General features: G+C 74.3%; 13 protein-coding genes. 8 read left to right on the top strand and 5 right to left on the bottom strand.

Translation table 11 applies throughout. The features are described 5' to 3' along the window. Positions 1-94: 94 nt before the first annotated feature. Positions 95-934 (top strand): NAD(P)H-binding protein, encoded by an 840-nt coding sequence (locus FGW37_RS25340; protein WP_179083155.1) that lies wholly within the window; start codon positions 95-97, stop codon positions 932-934. A gap of 126 nt (positions 935-1,060) precedes the next feature. On the opposite strand, the gene FGW37_RS25335 is transcribed toward FGW37_RS25340, so the two are convergent. Then, on the bottom strand, positions 1,061-2,290 hold the full coding sequence (locus FGW37_RS25335) for a S8 family peptidase (protein ID WP_179083154.1): 1,230 nt from the start codon (positions 2,288-2,290) through the stop codon (positions 1,061-1,063). 395 nt (positions 2,291-2,685) lie between these two features. Here FGW37_RS25335 and FGW37_RS25330 point away from each other — a divergent pair, with 395 nt between their 5' ends. Then, a complete protein-coding gene (locus FGW37_RS25330) occupies positions 2,686-3,573 on the top strand; it encodes a phosphotransferase enzyme family protein (RefSeq protein ID WP_246430548.1) in 888 nt (295 codons plus the stop codon). A gap of 225 nt (positions 3,574-3,798) precedes the next feature. On the opposite strand, the gene FGW37_RS25325 is transcribed toward FGW37_RS25330, so the two are convergent. Continuing rightward, positions 3,799-4,521: a 3'-5' exonuclease gene (locus tag FGW37_RS25325; RefSeq protein ID WP_179083152.1), complete on the bottom strand. Its 723-nt coding sequence runs from the start codon at positions 4,519-4,521 to the stop codon at positions 3,799-3,801. 115 nt (positions 4,522-4,636) lie between these two features. Continuing rightward, the gene (locus FGW37_RS25320) at positions 4,637-5,881 is read right to left on the bottom strand and encodes an SAV2148 family HEPN domain-containing protein (protein ID WP_179083151.1); all 1,245 of its coding nucleotides are present in this window, start codon (positions 5,879-5,881) and stop codon (positions 4,637-4,639) included. 470 nt (positions 5,882-6,351) lie between these two features. On the opposite strand from FGW37_RS25320, the gene glgX reads away from it, so the two are divergent. Further along, positions 6,352-8,478, top strand: a complete 2,127-nt coding sequence (gene glgX, locus FGW37_RS25315) for a glycogen debranching protein GlgX (protein ID WP_179083150.1) — start codon at positions 6,352-6,354, stop codon at positions 8,476-8,478. A gap of 42 nt (positions 8,479-8,520) precedes the next feature. Then, positions 8,521-10,944 (top strand): malto-oligosyltrehalose synthase, encoded by a 2,424-nt coding sequence (gene treY / locus FGW37_RS25310; RefSeq protein ID WP_179083149.1) that lies wholly within the window; start codon positions 8,521-8,523, stop codon positions 10,942-10,944. A 117-nt stretch (positions 10,945-11,061) separates the two neighbouring features. On the opposite strand, the gene FGW37_RS25305 is transcribed toward treY, so the two are convergent. Continuing rightward, a complete protein-coding gene (locus tag FGW37_RS25305; protein ID WP_179083148.1) occupies positions 11,062-11,994 on the bottom strand; it encodes a LysR family transcriptional regulator in 933 nt (310 codons plus the stop codon). A 93-nt stretch (positions 11,995-12,087) separates the two neighbouring features. Between FGW37_RS25305 and lpdA the strand changes: the two genes are divergently transcribed. From lpdA to FGW37_RS25290, 4 genes are all read left to right on the top strand, one after another. Continuing rightward, positions 12,088-13,503: a dihydrolipoyl dehydrogenase gene (gene lpdA / locus FGW37_RS25300; RefSeq protein WP_179083147.1), complete on the top strand. Its 1,416-nt coding sequence runs from the start codon at positions 12,088-12,090 to the stop codon at positions 13,501-13,503. Positions 13,504-13,586: 83 nt separating this feature from the next. Then, a complete protein-coding gene (locus tag FGW37_RS33430; protein WP_246430547.1) occupies positions 13,587-14,510 on the top strand; it encodes a GNAT family N-acetyltransferase in 924 nt (307 codons plus the stop codon). A 56-nt stretch (positions 14,511-14,566) separates the two neighbouring features. After that, positions 14,567-16,303 (top strand): malto-oligosyltrehalose trehalohydrolase, encoded by a 1,737-nt coding sequence (treZ, locus tag FGW37_RS25295; protein ID WP_246430546.1) that lies wholly within the window; start codon positions 14,567-14,569, stop codon positions 16,301-16,303. Positions 16,304-16,429: 126 nt separating this feature from the next. After that, complete coding sequence (locus FGW37_RS25290; RefSeq protein WP_179083145.1) at positions 16,430-16,720, top strand: hypothetical protein; 291 nt, start codon at positions 16,430-16,432, stop codon at positions 16,718-16,720. Positions 16,721-16,744: 24 nt separating this feature from the next. Here the strand turns inward: FGW37_RS25290 and msrB are convergent, their stop codons facing one another. Beyond that, on the bottom strand, positions 16,745-17,152 hold the full coding sequence (msrB, locus tag FGW37_RS25285) for a peptide-methionine (R)-S-oxide reductase MsrB (protein WP_179083144.1): 408 nt from the start codon (positions 17,150-17,152) through the stop codon (positions 16,745-16,747). Between the last annotated feature and the right edge of the window lie 28 nt (positions 17,153-17,180).

The following is a 17,180-nucleotide window of genomic DNA, read 5'->3' as shown; positions in this document are numbered from 1 at the left end:
CGACGCAATGTGCGTCTCGCGGGCATTTTACGTACTCCTTGCACGCCGTGCATTCCCTGCACCGCCTGCGTTTCCCAGAAGGGCACCCGAGGACATGACCACCCTCGTCACCGGCAGCCGCGGCCGCGTCGGCCGCGCACTCGTCGACCTCCTGCACACCCGGGGCCACGCCGTCCGGGCCGCCTCCCGCACCCCCGGCGAGCTCACACTGCCGGACGGCGTCGCTTCGCCGCGCCTCGCGCTCGACGAGCCGGAGACCTTCCCCGCGGCGCTCGAGGGCGTCACGTCCGTGTTCCTGTACGCGGAGCCCTCGCACGCCGCCGCCTTCGCCCGGGCGGCCGCGGACGCCGGCGTCCGGCACATCGTGCTGCTGTCATCGAGCTCCGTGCACTACTCCGACGCCGCCACGCACCCCGTCGCCCGCCCGCACCTGGAGGCCGAGCAGGCCCTGGCCGCGGGGCCGGTCACCGCGACGTTCCTGCGGCCGGGCGTCTTCGCCACCAACGCGCTGGGCTGGTCCCGCGCCATCAAGGCCACCGGCACGGTGGACCTGCCCTACCCCGGCGCGTACTCCGATCCCATCCACGAACTGGACCTGGCCGAGGCGGCGTTCACCGTCCTCACCGACCCCGCGCGCCAGGGCGGCGCGTACACCCTCAGCGGCCCGGAGGCCTTGTCCTTCCTCGACCAGGCCGAGCAGATCTCGCGCGGCACGGGCGTGCCCGTGACCGTCAACCCCGTCTCGCCCGAGGCCTGGAAGGAGGCCGTGGGCCCCTATCTGCCCGGGCACTTCGCCGACGCGCTGCTCGCCTTCTGGAAGTCCTCCGACGGCAAGCCGGGCGCGCTCGCGGGAGGCGTCGAGGAGCTGACGGGGCGTCCGGCCCGTACGTTCGCCACGTGGGTGGAGGACCACGCCACCGACTTCCGCCCCTGACGCGGCCTCAGGCCGCCCCCACCGCCGTGCCGGTGCCGGGGGATCTCGCCCGGGAGCCCGGGAACGACCACGGCCGCCGCTCCCCGTGGGGGTGGGGAGCGGCGGCCGGCCGATGGGCTGGAGCTGCTACTCGGTGACCTTCAGCAGCTTGTTGGGCGTGCCCGTGCTCGGGTTGGAGACCTTGTCGGGGGTCGCGCCCTTGACGAGCGCACCCGCGACCTGCTCCGGGGTGGCGTCCTTGTGGGCGCCGAGGTAGACGGCGGCTGCGCCCACGACGTGCGGGGTGGCCATCGACGTACCGGAGATGGTCTTGGTGCCGGAGTCGCTGTCGTTCCAGTCGGAGGTGATGTCCGAGCCCGGGGCGTAGAGGTCGACCACGCTGCCGAAGTTGGAGAAGTCCGACTGCTGGTCGTCCTTGGTGGAGGAGGCGACCGTGATGGCCTCCTTCACCCGGGCCGGGGAGCTGTTGCCCGCGTCGGTGGACTCGTTGCCCGCCGCGACGGCGAAGGTGACGCCGGAGGCGATCGCCTTCTGCACGGCCGCGTCAAGCGCCTCGTCCGCGCCGCCGCCGAGGCTCATGTTGGCGACCGAGGGGCCCTTGTGGTTCTTGGTGACCCAGTCGATGCCCGCGACGACCTGCTCGGTGGAGCCGGAGCCCTGGCCGTCCAGGACCTTGACGGCCACGATCTTGGCCTTCTTGGCGACGCCGTGCGCCGTGCCGGCGATGGTGCCCGCGACGTGGGTGCCGTGGCCGTTGTCGTCCTCGGCCTTGTCGCTCTTGTCGACGGCGTTGAAGCCGAAGGAGGCGCGGCCCCCGAAGTCCTTGTGGCTGATGTGGACACCGGTGTCGATGACGTACGCGGTGACGCCCTCGCCGGCGCCGTCGGGGTAGGCGTACTTGCCGTCGCCCTTGGTCTCGGCCTGGTCGATGCGGTCCAGGCCCCAGGAGGGTGGGGCCTCCTGGGTGGCGCTGGCGGTGAAGCGGTGGTTCTGGACGACCTTCTCGACGGCGGGGTCGGCCGCGAGGCGCTTGGCCTCCGTCTCGTCGAGGCCACTGGCGGAGAAGCCGTGGATCGCCGAGTCGTAGGTGCGGCCGAGCTTGCCGCCGTAGCGCTGGGCGAGGTCACCGCCCTGCGCGGAGACGGACTTCGCGCCCGCGGCGCCCTTGCCGTCCTTCAGCATGACGATGTAGCTGCCCTCGATCGCGCCCTTGGCGCCGGCGCCGTAGACGGTCCCTTCGGGGGCGGGGGCGGCGCCGGCCGGAAGAGCCATGAACGTGGCTCCGGCCGTGACGGCGGCTGCGGCGGATATCGCCAGGACGGTCCGTCGCCGGCCGGTGCGCTTGTGTGCTGCCATGACGAGGTTTCCTCCTCGTGCTGTTGTTGTGGGGGGAATTGAGCATGTGTCACTGCACGCCCGAAGTGACGGAAGGGGCCGCTCCGGGGTGCTTCGAAACCCTGTCGGATTTGACGCGGGCAGTTCAACCCCCACGAGGTTTTGTGACATAGGCAACGTCGTTGCGTAATGCCAAACCCCTTTGAAGGAAGGCAATTTGGGCACTGACGGAACATCAATTGAGCGCAGGGCGGGCCCTGATGAGAATGGCGGACGGGCATCCGGCCCGAGAGTCAACAAGACGAAACGTATCGTCCAATGATCTCTATCCGGCCATGCGTGGCCGGCCGGGTAGCGTGACGGGTCGAAAGAGCAGGCGTGCGGCGATCGCCGCAGGTACAGGAGGTGCGGGCGCAGTGGCGGACGCGGTGGAGAGCACGGCATTCACGGAGCGGCGGGCGCGCGAGCTCCTCGCAGCGGCGGTGCCGGAGGCACCGGTGGCCGGCGCGGCCCTGCTCGCGCTCGGCGAGAACGCGGTCTTCGCCGCCGGCGGCCTGGTCGTCAAGGTGGGCCGCGACGCGTCACTGCTGGAGCGGGCGCGCCACGAACTGCGGGTCGCCGCCTGGCTGGCGGAGCAGGGCGTCCCTGCCGTGCGCGCCGCCGAGCCCGTGCCGCGGACGGCCGGAGGGCATCCCGTGACGCTCTGGCACCGGCTGCCCGAGGCCGTGCGCCCGGCCGGCGCGGCCGACCTCGCCGGGCTGCTGCGCGCCCTCCACGCCCTGCCCGCTCCGGAGTTCGCCCTGCCCCGGCGCGACCTGCTCGGCGGCGTCGAGCGGTGGCTGCGGCTGGCGGGGGACGCGATCGACCCTGCGGACGCGGCCTACCTGCGCGAGCGGCGGGACGGCTTCGCGGTGCGGGCCGCAGCCCTGACCCCGCACCTGCCGCCGGGTCCGATTCACGGGGACGCCCTCCCGCGCAACGTGCACATCGGCCCGGACGGGCCGGTCCTGGTGGACCTGGAGACCTTCGCGGGCGACCTGCGCGAGCACGACCTCGTCGTCCTCGCCCTCAGCAAGGACCGCTACGGCCTGCCTGCCGACGCCTACGACGCCTTCGTAGGGACGTACGGCTGGGACGTACGGGAGTGGGAGGGCTGCCCGGTCCTGCGCGGTGCGCGCGAGACGGCGAGCTGCGCCTGGGTGGCCCAGCACGCCCCGGGCAACGCGGGCGCTCGCGCGGAGTTCGCTCGCCGGGTGGCGTCATTGCGGGAGGGTGACGCCGCGGTGCGCTGGTACCCCTTCTGATCCCCTTCTGAGGGGTACTGCCGGTTCGGCTGTCGGCCGGCTGCGGGCTGTGTGTGGCTGTTCGCGCAGTTCCCCGCGCCCCTTATCGGGGCGCGTTCCCGCAGCGGGCTGCGCGGTCGCCCGCCAAAACCTCCCGCCGCGACGGCGAGAAACCACCGCGCCGAGGGTCCGGCGGAATACGAAGCCACCGGATCCGGTACGCGCATCAGGTCCACCAAGGAGCGGTCAGCGCAAAGGCCAGCGGCCGTCCACGGCCGCCGTCGCGTCCCCCTGGCGGCGCAGCCAGGACTCGTAGCCCCTCGCCCAGTCCGCGTACCAGCGGACCTGGTCCCGGTGGAGGTCCCAGGGGGCGGCCTCGGCCACCTCCGGATAGTGCTCGGCGAGGGCGCAGGCCACCCGGACGGCCGCGAGGGCGTCGGCGCCGGCCTCGTGGGCGTCCGCCAGGGTCACGCCGTAGACCCGGCAGACCGTCTCCAGGTTCCGCTTGCCCTTGCGGTAGCGGTCGAGGGCGCGGTCCATGGTGAGCGGGTCCACGACCGGGCCCGTGTCCTGCCCGCCGGCGGCCGCACCGCCCGCGGCCGACAGCCGCTCCCCGAGGGAGGGCAGCCCGTGCCGCCGGAGCTCCGCCGCGAGGATGGTGAGGTCGAAGGCGGCGTTGTAGGCGACGACGGCCGCGCCCGCCGACCAGTGGGCGACCAGGATGTCCGCTATCTCGTCGGCCACCTCGCGGGCGGGCCTGCCGAGGGCGGCGCGCTCGCTGGTGATGCCGTGGATGGCCGCGGCCTCGTCCGGGATGGGGACGCCGGGATCGGCCAGCCACTCCCGGCGGCCGACGGGCTCCCCGGCCTTGGTCTCGACGACGGCCGCCGTGACGATCCTCGCCTCGGCCGGATCCGTGCCCGTGGTCTCCAGGTCGAAGCCGATCAGCAGCTCCTGATGCCACCCCATCGCGGTCCCCCTTCGTGGTGCTTCCCCCGACTGGTCCCCAGCGTCGCACGGCCCACTGACAGCGCCCCGTCCCGGCCTGCGGGAACGCCGCCGCGGGCGCCGGACGGCCGGGCCGTCACGAGACCTGTCGCGAGTCCGCCCACACGCTCTCGAACTCCTCGCGGTAGGTCTCGAAGAGCCCGTGCTCGGGCTCGCGCCCGTCGCGGACCACGGCGGCGCCGCCGCGCAGCACCAGCACGGGGGCCTCCATGCCGCGGGCCTTGCGCAGGTAGGACTGGACGACGGCCAGCCCGTCCGGGCCGTCGCCGTTGACGAGGTAGGCGGTGAAGCGCGGCGTCTCGTCGAAGACGCGGATCTCGAAGGCGGCGGTGTCGCGCAGCCGGTCGCGCACGCGCCGCATGTGCATGATGTTCATCTCGACGGACCGGCTCATCTCGCCCTTCTTGATGCCCAGCTCCCGCTCCCGGCGCCGCACGGCGCTGCTGGCGGGGTTGAGGAAGAGCAGGCGGGCCCGGCAGCCGGCCTCGGCGAGCCGGACCAGCCGGCGCCCCGAGTAGTTCTGGACGAGCAGGTTCAGGCCTATGCCGACGGCGTCGAGGCGGCGGGCGCTGCCGAAGAGGTCCTCCACGGGCAGCTGCCGCTGCAGCCGGACCCGGTCGGAGTGGACGCCCACGACGTCGGCGTAGCGGTCGCCCACGATGTCCTCGACGGCGTCGACGGGCAGCCGGTCGGCGGAGCGGGCGCCCGTGCCGGCGCTGCCGCCGCCGAGGATCGTCAGCAGGCGGCCGGCGGCCCGCTCGGCCTGGGCGAGGACGGTCTCGGACAGGGCGCGGTTGCGGGAGACGACGTTGCGCGTCACCTCCAGCTCGTCCAGTGCCAGTTCCAGCTCGCGCCGGTCGTCGAGGTACGGCTCGAAGCAGGGCCAGTGCTGGACGAGGAGCTCGCGCAGCTGGGGCAGGGTGAGGAAGCTGAGGACGTTGTCGTCGGCCGGGTCCAGCAGATAGCCCTTGCGGCGGCTGACCTCGCGCACCGCCACGGCCCGCTGCACCCACTCCTGCCCGGCCGGACCGGCCGCGGCGACGACCCACTCGTCCTCGCCGTGCACCGGCTCGTAGACGGGCCGCAGGACGGCGGCGACGACGGCGCGCAGCCGCTGCTCCACGAGATTGAGCCAGATGTACGCCCGGCCGGCCCGCCGGGCGCGGGTGCGCACCTCGCTCCACGCCTCGGCGTCCCAGTCCAGTGCGGCGCCGATCTCCACGGGGCGTGCCACGGACACGGCGCCGGGAGGTGTGTCGGCCGAGCCGTCACCCCCGGGACTTCCGTCTCCGGAGGGCAGCTCCAGCCCGCCCGAGCTCACAGTGCACCGCCCTTCCGCCCCCGTCCAACGATCAAGGCAGACTACTGTGCGGGCGGCGGGCCCTGCACCCGGACGGGTCCGGTCCTCCGCCAACTCTCCCGTTCCGGAAACCTGTTGTCCGCCCGCCCGGCGCGGGGAGTGAGCCGTTTCATAGCGGCGGGGGCGCAAAACGCGCGGTGAGAGCCGTGCGAGCGCCCGTCCGGGCGCGCCGGGCCGCCGGTTTCCGGGGCCGGAGGGGAGGGGGCAAAGCGGGGGCGCGCCCCCGCCGGGTCACCCGGTCGGACGAGCCGAAGGGGGCTGTGGTTGCGCTCCTTTTGGGGAAGATCTGGCGAAAGGGCGCCCTGTCCGGTCCGATTGGGCGAGGATGCCGCTTCGGCCCGTACGCGCCTTCCGAACAGGAAGGCCGGCGCGTGCGGCGGCGAGGACGGCCCCCGAGTACAGCCTGGGACAACGGAAGAACGGAAGAGTCGATGCAGGTCTGGCCGGGACAGGCGTACCCCCTCGGCGCGACGTACGACGGCGCCGGCACCAACTTCGCGGTCTTCTCGGAGGTCGCCGAGCGGATCGAGCTGTGCCTCCTGCACGACGACGGCTCGGAGACGGCGGTGGAGCTGCGCGAGAGCGACGCCTTCGTACGGCACGCCTATCTGCCGGGGGTGATGCCGGGTCAGCGGTACGGCTTCCGGGTGCACGGGCCCTACGAGCCGGAGCACGGGCACCGCTGCAACTCCGCCAAACTGCTGCTGGACCCCTACGCCCGGGCCGTGAGCGGGGCCGTCGACTGGAGCGAGGCCGTCTACGGCTATCACTTCGGGCGGCCGGAGAAGCGCAACGACATGGACTCGGCGCCGCACATGATGACGTCGGTCGTCGTCAATCCGTACTTCGACTGGGGGGACGACCGCCCGCCGCGCACCGACTACCACCGCACGGTCATCTACGAGGCCCACGTCAAGGGCCTGACGATGCGCCACCCGGCGCTGCCGGAGGAGATCCGCGGCACGTACGCGGCGCTGGCGCACCCCGCGGTGATCGAGCACCTGACGGAGCTGGGGGTCACGGCCATCGAACTGATGCCGGTCCATCAGTTCGTCAACGACCACCGGCTGGTGGACGCGGGTCTGGCCAACTACTGGGGCTACAACACCATCGGCTTCTTCGCCCCGCACAACGCCTACGCCTCCTGGGGCGACCGGGGACAGCAGGTGCTGGAGTTCAAGTCGGCGGTGCGGGCGCTGCACGCGGCGGGCATCGAGGTCATTCTGGATGTGGTCTACAACCACACGGCCGAGGGCAGCCATCTGGGGCCCACGCTCTCCTTCCGGGGCCTGGACAACGCCTCGTACTACCGGCTGGCGGACGATCCGCAGTACTACATGGACACGACCGGCACCGGCAATTCCCTGCTGATGCGCAGCCCGCACGTCCTGCAGCTCATCATGGACTCGCTGCGGTACTGGGTGACCGAGATGCGGGTGGACGGATTCCGCTTCGATCTGGCGGCGACGCTCGCGCGCCAGTTCCACGAGGTGGACCGGCTCTCGTCCTTCTTCGACCTGGTGCAGCAGGATCCGGTGGTCAGCCGGGTGAAGCTGATCGCGGAGCCGTGGGACGTCGGCGAGGGCGGCTACCAGGTCGGGAACTTCCCCCCGCTGTGGGCCGAGTGGAACGGCAAGTTCAGGGACACGGCCCGGGACCTGTGGCGCGGCGAGCCGGCCACCCTGGCGGAGTTCGGATCCCGGCTGACCGGCTCCTCCGACCTCTACCAGGGAGACGGCAGGCGCCCCCTGGCCTCCGTCAACTTCGTCACCTGCCACGACGGCTTCACCCTGCACGACCTCGTCGCGTACGACGGCAAGCACAACGAGGACAACGGCGAGGACAACCGCGACGGCGAGAACCACAACCGGTCCTGGAACTGCGGGGCCGAGGGCGAGAGCGACGACGCGGAGGTGCTCGCGCTGCGCGAGCGCCAGATGCGCAACTTCATCGCCACCCTGATGGTGTCGCAGGGCGTGCCGATGCTCAGCCACGGCGACGAGTTCGCGCGCAGCCAGCGGGGCAACAACAACGCCTACTGCCAGGACAACGACGTCTCCTGGGTGCACTGGCCGCGTCCCGGGGACGACTCCTCCGCGCGCGCCCGGCGGATGCTCGCCTTCACCCGGGCGATGGTGTGGCTGCGCCGCGACCACCCGGTCTTCCGGCGCCGCCGCTTCTTCCACGGCCGCCCGGTGCAGGGCACCCACGACGAGCTGTCGGACATCGCCTGGTTCACCCACGAGGGTGAAGAGATGCGCGACAGCGACTGGCAGGCCGCCCAGGCCAAGTCGCTGACGGTCTTCCTCAACGGCGGGGCGATCTCCGAGCCCGGGCCGCGCGGCGAGCCGGTCGTCGACGACTCCTTCCTGCTGATGTTCAACGCGCACGACCAGCCGCTCGACTTCATCGTGCCCGCCGAGCACGGCAGGGTGTGGCAGGTCGTGGTCGACACGGCGGGCGCCGACGGCGTGGAGACGGACGGCCCGAAGGTCCGGGCGGGGGCCCGCCTGACGCTGGCCGGCCGCAGCCTCACGGTGTTGCAGCGCCCGGCGTAGTCCACTGCGGCAAGACCGCCCCGAGTGGGTACGTACGTTCCCATGAGGCTCCACAGCGCTGTGCCGACCGCGACCTACCGGCTCCAGCTCCAGCCGGCCTTCCCCTTCCGGGCGGCCGAGGAGGCCGTGCCGTACCTGGCCTCCCTCGGGGTGTCCCACCTGCACCTGTCGCCCGTCCTGGAGGCCGTCCCCGGCTCCACGCACGGCTACGACGTCGTCGACCACTCGGCCGTGCGGGCCGAGCTCGGTGGCGAGGAGGGCCTGCGGTCGCTGGCCCGCACCGCCCGGGAGCACGGGATGGGCCTGATCCTCGACATCGTCCCGAACCACATGGCCCTGCCCGCGCCCGCGGCGCTCAACGGCCCGCTCTGGGAGGTCCTGCGGGACGGCCCGGCCTCGCGCTACGCGCGCTGGTTCGACATCGACTGGGCCGAGCACGGCGGCAAGGTGCTGCTGCCCGTGCTGGCCGGCCCGCTCGGCGGGGAGCTGCGTCACTTCAGCGTCGCGGGCCGCGCGCACGGGTCCGAGGAGCGCGTCCTGCGCTACCACGACCACGCCTTCCCGCTGCGGCCCGGCACGGAGCGGCTGCCGCTGCCCGACCTGCTGGACGCCCAGTGGTACCGGCCCGCCTGGTGGCGGCTGGCCCGGACGGAGCTGAACTACCGGCGCTTCTTCACCGTCTCCGAGCTGATCGCGGTCCGCGTGGAGGACCCGGAGGTCTTCGCCGCCACCCACGGCAAGGTGGTGCAGCTGCTGCAGGACGGGGTGGCCGACGGGCTGCGCGTCGACCACCCGGACGGGCTCGCCGACCCCGCCGGCTACCTCCACCGCCTCGCCGAGGCCACGGACGGCCGGTGGACGGTCGTCGAGAAGATCCTCAGCCGCGACGAGCGCCTGCCCGGCGACTGGCCCGTCGCCGGGACCACCGGCTACGACGCCCTGCGCCACCTCGACGGCCTCTTCGTCGACCCCGCGGGGGCCGCCGAACTGGGGGCCCGCTACCGCGCCTTCACCGGCCTGCCGCCCGACCGCGGCGGCGACTGGCCCGCGACGGTGCGCCGCGCCGCGTACAAGGTGATCACCCACGAGCTGGCCGCGGAGACCGAGCGGCTGGTGCGCACCGCCGGCCGGATCTGCGAGGGCTCGCACCGGCTGCGCGACACCGCGCCCTGGGCCCTGCGCACCGCCCTGCGCGAGATCCTCGTGCGCCTGCCCGTCTACCGGCCCTACGCGCTGCCGGGGCGGCCCGCGGCCCCCGTCGACGCCGCCCTGCTCGACCAGGCCGCCCAGGACGCGCGCGGAGCCTTCGCCGTGCCCGAGGAGGCCGGCGCGGCCGAGGTCGTCCGGGACGCGGCCCTCGGCCGCCTGGGGCAGGGCCCGGACCAGCGGGACTTCTGCGCGCGGTTCGCGCAGACCGCCTCCGCGCTGCGCGCCAAGTCCGTCGAGGACACCGCCTTCTACCGGCACGCGCCCCTGCTGTCGGCCGCGGAGGTCGGCGGCGATCCCGGCCGGCCCGCCGTCTCCCCGGAGGACTTCCACGCCTACTGCGCCCGCCTGCAGCACGACTGGCCCGCGACCGGGACGGTGCTGTCCACGCACGACACCAAGCGCAGCGCCGACGTACGGGCCCGGATCGCGGCGCTGAGCGAGTGCCCCGGCCGGTGGGCGGACCTGATGGACCGGCTGGCGGCCGAGGCCGCCGAGCCCTGCGCGCCCGACCCGCACGTGGCGTGGCTGGCCTGGCAGAGCGCCTTCGGGCTCGGCCCGGCGAACCCCGTGGACGCCGCCCGGCTCGCGCCGGCCGTGCTGAAGAGCGTGCGCGAGGCGGGGCTGCGCACGACGTGGACCGAGCCGGACGCGGCCTACGAGGCGGCCGTGGAGGCCTTCGTCGCGGCACACCCGTGCGGCCCGGCCCGCACCGCCCTCGCGCCCCTGGAGGAGGCGCTGCGGCCGTCCGTGCGGGCCAATACGCTCGGCGCGGCCCTGCTGCACCTGACCATGCCGGGCGTGCCCGACCTCTATATGGGCACGGAGCGCGCCTACGCCGCCCTGGTCGATCCCGACAACCGGCGCCCGCCGGCCTTCCCGGCCGCCGGGGACGGGAGCACGGACGGGAGCGCGGACGGGGACCTGTCCGCCGAGAAGCTGCATCTGACGCGCACCGTGCTGGGGCTGCGCCGCTCGCGCCCCGAGTGGTTCGGCCCCGGCGCCTCGTACGAGCCGCTGGCCGCCGACGGCCCGGCCGCCGGGCACTGCGTGGCCTTCGCACGCTCCGGCGCCGCGGTCACCGTCGTCTCGCGGCTGCACGGACGGCTGGCGCGGGACGGGGGGCTGCGGGGGACGGTGCTGCCGCTGCCGGGCGGCGGCCGGTGGCGCGAGGTGCTGACGGGCGCCGCGTACGAGGGGCGTGCCGGGCTGGCCGAGCTGCTCGAACGGTGGCCGGTGGCGCTGCTCGTACGGGATTGAGCGCCGAGCCCTGCACGGGGTGCGCGGAAACTCTGTCGGCTGCGGGCCGCACAGGGCTGGTCGCGCCCACGCGGCGGAGCCGCAAATCGACACCGCCCCGCGCCCTTTACGGGGGCGTCATGAGACGCGAGACGCAGCGGGGCCCGGGCTGGGCCGGTCAGCGGGCACCGGTCCCGGAAACGCCAGTTCGCGGCAGAGCTCGACGAAGGCGGCGGTGGCGCCGGTGAGCTCCACGCGCGCGAAGGCGGTCTGCTCGCGGCGCCAGCGCGGGTCCACGGGGACCGTCACCGCGCCGGGCACGTCGCGCGCCATGTGCACGGGGGCGGCGACCAGGCCCAGCCCGGACACCGCCATCCGTACGGCGGTCGAGGAGTGTTCCGTCCAGACGGCCGTACGGGGGACGAAGCCGCCCTGCGCGCAGACCCAGTCGAGCCAGCGCCTGCCCTGCACGATGGGTTCGAGGGCGCAGCGCACCCAGTCGCGCTCGGCCAGCTCGGGCAGCGTGAGGGGTTCCGTACGGGCCGCGAGCGGGTCGTCCGCCGAGGTGATCACCATGACCTCCTCGTCGCCGAGGGAGACGACGGGGCCGTGCCAGCCCTCGGGGCGGGGGCCGACGGCGATGTCGGCCACGCCGCGCTCCATGTGGTCGCGCAGCTCCTCCGTGGTCGCGTACTCGTGCAGGTGGAGGCGGACGGCGGGGAAGGCGCGGCGCCAGCGCGCGAAGACGGGCGGCAGCACCCCGACCGCGAGGGCGTGCAGGGAGGCGATGTGCAGCTCGCCGCCGGCCGCTCCGGCGGCGGCCTTCGCCGCCCGGCGGGCCTGTTCGGCGCTGCGGACGGCGAGTTCGGCGTGGGGCAGGAAGGCGCGGCCCATGGGGGTCAGGCCGATGCCGCGCGGGCGGCGCTCCAGCAGCGGGCCGCCGACGTCCCGCTCCAGGGCCTTGATCTGGTGGGAGAGGGCGGACTGGGTCACGTTGAGCAGGTCGGCCGCGCGGGTGAACGACTCCTCCTCGACCACCGCGACGAGGTACTCCATCTGCCGCAGGCTCATGCCCGGCCCTCCCATGGCCCCATGACCTCAGCTCATGGGACCGATCGAAATATTGCGTTGGACTCATAATCCCTGACGGCACAGGGTGAAGACATGCACGAAACAGATGTGATCGTGATCGGTGGCGGCACCGGCGGCTACAGCACCGCCCTGCGGGCCGCAGCGCTGGGCCTCGACGTCGTCCTCGCGGAACGCGACCTGGTGGGCGGCACCTGTCTGCACCGCGGCTGCATACCCAGCAAGGCCATGCTGCACGCGGCGGAGCTGGTGGACGGCATCGCGGAGGCGCGCGAGCGGTGGGGGGTGAAGGCGACCCTGGAGTCGGTCGACTGGTCCGCGCTCACCGCGACCCGCGACGACATCGTCGCCCGCAACCACCGGGGCGTGGAGGGCCGTCTGGCGCACGCCGGCGTGCGCGTGGTGCGGGGGACCGCGATGCTGACGGGCCCGCGGACGGTGCGGATCGGCTCGGGCGCCGAGGCGGGCTCCGCGTGGACGGCCCGCCGGGGCGTCGTGCTGGCCACCGGCTCGCGTCCGCGCACCCTGCCGGGCCTGGAGCCCGACGGCGCGCGCGTGGTCACCAGCGACGACGCCCTGTTCGCGCCGGGGCTGCCCGGCTCGGTGCTGGTGCTGGGCGGGGGCGCCATCGGCGTCGAGTACGCCTCCCTGCACCGCTCCATGGGCGCCGACGTGACGCTGGTGGAGGCGGCGGAGCGGCTGCTGCCGCTGGAGGACGCCGACGTGAGCCGGTATCTGACGCGGGGTCTGAAGAAGCGGGGCATCGACGTCCGGGCGGGCGCGCGGCTGGAGGACGCCGTCGTCCACGAGGGCGGGGTGCGGGCCACGCTCCGCACCGCCCGGGGAGAGGTGCTCACGCTGGAGGCGGAGCGGCTGCTGGTGGCCGTGGGCCGGGTGCCGGTCACCGACGGCCTCGGCCTGGCGGCGGCCGGACTCCCCACCGACGCGCGCGGCTTCGTCCCCCCGGCCGACTGGACGCGCCTGGAGACGGCCGTGCCGGGCATCCACGTCGTCGGTGACCTGCTGCCGCCGCCTTCCCCCGGCCTCGCCCACGCCTCCTTCGCGGAGGGCCTGCTGGTCGCCGAGACCCTCGCCGGGCGTGCGCCGCGGCCTGTCGACTACGCCGCCGTGCCGCGCGTCACGTATTCCGCTCCGCAGACGGCCTCGGTCGGCCTGACGGAGGACCAGGCACGCGAGCGGGGCCACGACGCCGAGATCAACTCGATGCCGCTGACGGCCGTGGCCAAGGGCATGGTGCACGGGCAGGGCGGCGTGGTGAAAGTCGTCGCCGAGAAGGGCGGCGGCCGGGTGCTCGGCGTCCACCTCGTGGGCCCGCACGTCTCGGAGATGATCGCGGAGAGCCAGCTGGTCGTCGGCTGGGACGCGGACACGGCCGACGTCGCCCAGCACGTCCACCCGCACCCGACGCTGTCGGAGGCGGTGGGCGAGGTGATGCTGTCGCTGGCCGGGCGCGGGCTGCACCAGGCTTGAGAGAAATCGGTGGACGGGCGGGGGCCGCGTGGGCCTTCCTAGGGGGTGCGCATGCAGCGCAACAGCCTCTCCGGAAGGACCCCATGACCCGGTTGGTCATCCGTGCGCTCACCGAGCGCGACACCGAACTGTTCTCGGCCCTCGACGTGCCCGCCCTCGTCGGCAGGGGCGCCTTCGGCCACACCTACGTGCCCGTGCACCAGGGCGGGGAGTACCGCCCGGACTGGACCTGGGTGGCGCTGCGCGACGGCGAGGTCGTCGCCCGCGCCGCCTGGTGGGGCGGGCCCGGCGACGAGTCCCCCAAGGCCCTGGACTGGTTCGACTTCGCCGAGGGCGAGGAGGAGGCGGCCGCCCGCCTGCTGCGCACCTCTCCCCTGCGCTCCGAGTACTGCCTGATGGCCCCGCCCGGCTGGCGCGAGCTGCCGGAGGTGCGGGCCGCCGTGGAGGCGCGCATCGCGGTGGCCGAGGCCGCCGGGATGCAGGTGCTGGTCGAGCGCTTCCGCTACGAGTGGACGACCGGCTGCCCGCTTCCCGAGCGCCCCGGCCGGCTGGTCTTCCGCCCCGAGCCCGACGACGCCGTCATACGCGACGTGCTGGGCCGCACCATGGAAGGCACGCTCGACGCGCACGACCGCAAGAACGTCACGGAACGCGGCCCGGAGGCCGCCGTCGACGACGCCATGGCCTTCCTCACCTGGCTGCCCTCGCCCCGGGAATGGTGGCGGCTCGCCTTCACCCCCGGCGGCGAACTGGTCGGCCTCCACATCCCCGCGCACAACCCCGCCGGTCCGTGCGTGGGCTACCTCGGCGTCGTCCCCGGGCAGCGCGGCCGCGGCTACGGCTACGACCTGCTCGTGGAGTGCACGCACGACCTGGTGTCCCGGGGCGCCACGCGCATCGCGGCCGCCACCGACCAGGGCAACCTGCCCATGGCGGCCGGCTTCGCGAAGGCGGGCTACCCCGTCCTGCAGGAGCGGATCGACCTGCTTCCGGCCCGCGAGGCCTGACCCCGGGGCACCATGGACAGCACCGCCGACGGGAAGCCGACGGAAAGGAGCCGCCCGTGCTGTTCGAGGTGTGGGCGCCGCGGGCCGGCCGGGTGCAGCTGCGCGCCGGCGGCCGGGCGCACGCGATGGAGCGGGACCCGGCCCGGGACGGGTGGTGGCGCTGCGAGGCCCCCGGCGAGGAGGGCACCCGCTACGGCTTCGCCCTGGACGGCGGCCCCGTGCGGCCCGATCCGCGCTCGCGCCGCCAGCCCGACGGGCCCGACGGGCCGAGCGCCGTCACCGACCCCGGGCGCTTCCCGTGGCGGCACGAGTGGGCGGGCCGCCCGCTGTCCGGCGCCGTCCTCTACGAGCTGCACGTGGGCACGTTCACCCGCGAGGGCACCTTCGACGCCGCGGCCGCGCGCCTGGCGCACCTCGCCCGGCTGGGCGTCACCCACGTGGAGCTGATGCCCGTCTGCCCCTTCCCCGGCATTCACGGCTGGGGGTACGAGGGCGTGGCGCCGTGGGCCGTCCACGAGCCCTACGGCGGGCCCGGGGGGCTGTGCCGGCTCGTGGACGCGGCGCACGCGCTGGGCCTCGGCGTCGTCCTGGACGTGGTGCACAACCACCTCGGCCCCTCCGGCAACCACCTGCCCGCCTTCGGGCCGTACTTCACCGACACCCACCACACGCCGTGGGGCGCCGCCGTCAACCTCGACGCCCCCGGCTCCGACGAGGTGCGCGCGTACCTGACGGGCAGTGCGCTGGCCTGGCTGCGCGACTACCGGCTGGACGGGCTGCGGCTGGACGCCGTGCACGCGCTCGCGGACACCCGGCCCAAGCACTTCCTCGCCGAACTCTCCGGCGCCGTGGACGCCCTGGCCGCCCGGCTGGGCCGGCCGCTGTTCCTCATCGCCGAGTCCGACCTGAACGACCCGGCCACCACCACGCCGCGCGAGGCGGGCGGCCTGGGCCTGCACGCCCAGTGGAACGACGACTTCCACCACGCCCTGCACACCGTCCTGACCGGGGAGTCCCAGGGCTACTACGCCGACTTCGCCGCCGACCCGGCCGGGGCGCTCGGCAAGACGCTGCGGGGCGGCTTCTTCCACGACGGCACGCACTCCTCCTTCCGCGGGCGCCCGCACGGCCGGCCCCTCGACCCGGGCACCCCGGCCCGGCGCCTCCTGGGCTACGCCCAGAACCACGACCAGATCGGCAACCGCGCCCTGGGCGACCGGCTCTCCGCCCGCCTCTCCCCCGGGCTGCTGGCCTGCGCCGCCGCGCTCGTCCTCGGCGGGCCGTTCACCCCGATGCTGTTCATGGGCGAGGAGTGGGGCGCGCGCACCCCCTGGCAGTTCTTCACCGACCACACCGACCCGCAGCTGGCCGAGGCGGTCCGCACCGGCCGCCGGCGCGAGTTCGCCGCGCACGGCTGGGCCGCGGAGGAGATCCCCGACCCGCAGGACCCGGCCACCCGCACCCGCTCCTGCCTGGACTGGGACGAGCCGGAGCGCGAGCCGCACCGCGCCCTGCTGGAGTGGCACCGCCGCCTGATCGCCCTGCGCCGCGCCGAACCCGGACCCGGCCCGCTCTCCGCCACGGCGGTCACCATCGGCCCCGGCGCCACGGCCGTCCTGCGCCGCGGCGGCCTGTGCACGGCCGTCAACCCGACGGACGAGCCGGCCGCGCTGCCCCTGGGCGACGCCCCCGTGCGCGAGGTCCTGGCCGCCTGGCGACCCGTCGACCTCCCCGGCCCGGACGGCCTGCTGCACCTGCCGCCCGCCTCGGCGGCCGTGCTGCGGTGCGGCTGACCCCGCCGCGCCCGCATTGCGGCGGGGCGGGGCCGGAGAGACGCTGAGGGTGGGCGCATCCGCGCCTCAGTGAGCGCGGAGCCGGAGCGCCGGGCGCGGTGGGTCGCCCCGAGGGGACGATGAGCCATGCGCATGATGCTCAGGGCCCGGCTGGACACCCACACCTCGAACGAGGTCTACAAGAGCGGCAACCTCGGCAAGTTCGTGCAGGACCTGATGGACCGCACCAAGCCCGAAGCCGCCTACTTCGGCCCCATGGACGGCGGCCGCACCTGCACGCTCGTCTTCGACCTGGAGGACCCGTCGCAGATACCCGCCACGCTGGAGTCGCTCCTGCTGGAGATGGAAGCCGACGTCGAGCTGCTCCCCGTCATGAACTACGACGACCTGAAGAAGGGCCTCGCCGCGCGCAAGTGAGCCGGGCGCGGCCTTCCCCCGGTCTCAGCCCTCCGCAGGCTCCAGGCGCAAGGCGATGGAGTTGATGCAGTACCGCTGGTCCGTCGGGGTGGGGTAGCCCTCGCCCTCGAAGACGTGGCCGAGGTGCGAGCCGCAGCGGGCGCAGCGGACCTCGACGCGCACCATGCCGTGCGAGCGGTCCTCGATCAGCTCGACGGCGGACGAGTCCTTGGGGTCGTAGAAGCTGGGCCAGCCGCAGTGGCTCTCGAACTTCTCCGTGGAGCGGAACAGCTCCGCGCCGCAGGCGCGGCAGGAGTAGACGCCGGCGGTCTTGGTGTCCGTGTACTCGCCCCGGAAGGCGGGCTCGGTGCCTGCCCTGCGGAGCACCTGGTACTCCGCGGGGGAGAGCTCCGCCCGCCACTGCTCGTCCGTCTTCTCGACCTCGTACGCCATCTCGCACGCCTTCCGGGGGGTCGCGGCT

The sequence above is a fragment of the Streptomyces rectiverticillatus genome (assembly GCF_013394065.1).
Taxonomy (GTDB): domain Bacteria; phylum Actinomycetota; class Actinomycetes; order Streptomycetales; family Streptomycetaceae; genus Streptomyces; species Streptomyces rectiverticillatus.
The sequence above is the reverse complement of the archived record's forward strand: the minus strand, read 5'-3'. Positions and strand labels throughout refer to the sequence as shown.

Coding starts and splice junctions, on each gene's coding strand:
- glgX (WP_179083150.1), top strand. CDS start 6,352: ATGCAGGTCTGGCCGGGACAGGCGTACCCCCTCGGCGCGACGTACGAC.
- FGW37_RS25335 (WP_179083154.1), bottom strand. CDS start 2,290: ATGGCAGCACACAAGCGCACCGGCCGGCGACGGACCGTCCTGGCGATA.
- FGW37_RS33430 (WP_246430547.1), top strand. CDS start 13,587: ATGACCCGGTTGGTCATCCGTGCGCTCACCGAGCGCGACACCGAACTG.
- FGW37_RS25340 (WP_179083155.1), top strand. CDS start 95: ATGACCACCCTCGTCACCGGCAGCCGCGGCCGCGTCGGCCGCGCACTC.
- FGW37_RS25290 (WP_179083145.1), top strand. CDS start 16,430: ATGCGCATGATGCTCAGGGCCCGGCTGGACACCCACACCTCGAACGAG.
- FGW37_RS25305 (WP_179083148.1), bottom strand. CDS start 11,994: ATGAGCCTGCGGCAGATGGAGTACCTCGTCGCGGTGGTCGAGGAGGAG.
- msrB (WP_179083144.1), bottom strand. CDS start 17,152: ATGGCGTACGAGGTCGAGAAGACGGACGAGCAGTGGCGGGCGGAGCTC.
- FGW37_RS25325 (WP_179083152.1), bottom strand. CDS start 4,521: ATGGGGTGGCATCAGGAGCTGCTGATCGGCTTCGACCTGGAGACCACG.
- treY (WP_179083149.1), top strand. CDS start 8,521: ATGAGGCTCCACAGCGCTGTGCCGACCGCGACCTACCGGCTCCAGCTC.
- lpdA (WP_179083147.1), top strand. CDS start 12,088: ATGCACGAAACAGATGTGATCGTGATCGGTGGCGGCACCGGCGGCTAC.